The 1,497-nt window shown below is 67.2% G+C and carries 2 protein-coding genes; one reads left to right on the forward strand and one right to left on the reverse strand.

Annotated elements, in window-relative coordinates; genetic code table 11:
* On the reverse strand, positions 1–592 hold a 592-nt coding region (gene gluQRS / locus DBR34_RS11145), incomplete at its 3' end, for a tRNA glutamyl-Q(34) synthetase GluQRS (protein ID WP_128096845.1).
* A 93-nt stretch (positions 593–685) separates the two neighbouring features.
* On the opposite strand from gluQRS, the gene htpX reads away from it, so the two are divergent.
* On the forward strand, positions 686–1,497 hold an 812-nt coding region (gene htpX / locus DBR34_RS11150; RefSeq protein WP_128096846.1), incomplete at its 3' end, for a protease HtpX.

A 1,497-nucleotide genomic window follows, 5' to 3' on the forward strand; every position in this document is an offset into this window, starting at 1 on the left:
AGGTGGAGTCAAGGAGGTCGGCCCCGCGCACCACGTCGGTGATGCTCTGGGCGCCGTCGTCCACAACCACGGCCAGCTGGTAGGCCCAGTAGCCATCGGCACGCCGCAGCACGAAGTCGCCGACGTCGGCGTGGACGTCCTGTTCCACCTCGCCGCGCAGGCCGTCGTGGAAGGCAATCCGGGTGCCGGGCGGCACACGCAGGCGGATGGCCGGTTGCGCGCGCAGGCCGCGTGCCACGCAGTGGTGGTGGATGCCGTGCTGGTCGGCCAGCTCGCTGCGGCTGCAGTGGCAGGCAAACGCGGTGCCTTCGTCGAGCAGGCGCTCCAGGGCGCGCTGGTAGAGGGCGTCGCGCTGGCTCTGGCGCACGATCGGGCCGTCGCTGGTGAGGCCAAGCGCGGTCAAGGCGGCCAGTTGCTGGTCGATGGCACCGGGCACGGTGCGCGGGGGGTCGACGTCTTCGATGCGCACCCACCACTGCCCGCCGGCGTGCCGGGCGAGCAGCCAGCTGCCCAGCGCGGCGAGCAGCGAGCCGGGGTGCAGGGGGCCGGTGGGCGAGGGCGCGAAGCGGCCGCGGTAGGGGGTCATGGACATGAACTATGAATCGTCGGTCAGTTTGCGACTTGAATTCAACCTGAAGTCCCCGCAGATTTGCAGTCATCAACCTCCAATGAGCGTTATTTTCCCATGTTCAGTCGCATTGCTCTCTTCCTTCTGACCAACCTTGCCGTGCTGGTCCTGGCGGGCATCGTGATGTCGCTGTTGCGCGTGAACCCCAACCAGATGAGCGGCTTGCTGGTAATGGCGGCCATCTTCGGCTTCGGTGGTTCCTTCATTTCGCTGTTGCTGTCCAAATGGATGGCCAAGCGTTCCACGGGCGCGGTGGTGATCACCGAGCCGCGCAATCCGACCGAGCGTTGGCTGCTGGCCACGGTCGAGCGGCAGGCCCGCGAGGCCGGCATCGGGATGCCGGAAGTGGCGGTGTACGACGGCCCGGAGATCAACGCGTTCGCGACCGGTGCCAACCGCAACAAGGCGTTGGTGGCGGTGTCCACGGGCCTGCTGCACAACATGAGCGAGGACGAGGCCGAGGCGGTGCTGGGCCACGAGATCGCGCACGTGGCCAACGGTGACATGATCACGATGGCGCTGCTGCAGGGCGTGTTGAATACGTTCGTGATCGTGCTGGCCCGCATCGTGGGGGGTTTCATCGACAGCGCGCTGTCGGGCAATCGCGAAGGCGGCGGCCGGGGCTTTGCGTACTACATCATCGTGTTCGTGCTGGAGATGGTGTTCGGCGTGGGCGCGACGGTGATTTCGATGTGGTTCTCGCGCCACCGCGAGTTCCGCGCCGATGCCGGTGGTGCACATCTGGCCGGCCGCCAGAAGATGATCGCGGCGCTGGAGCGGCTGAAGCTCAACCACGGCCAGAGCACGCTGCCGACCCAGATCGCCGCCTTCGGCATCGCCGGTTCGACGGCCCGCAAGCTGTTCATGAG

Source organism: Stenotrophomonas sp. HMWF003, assembly GCF_003061285.1.
In the GTDB taxonomy this organism is placed as follows: Bacteria; Pseudomonadota; Gammaproteobacteria; order Xanthomonadales; family Xanthomonadaceae; genus Stenotrophomonas; species Stenotrophomonas maltophilia_AP.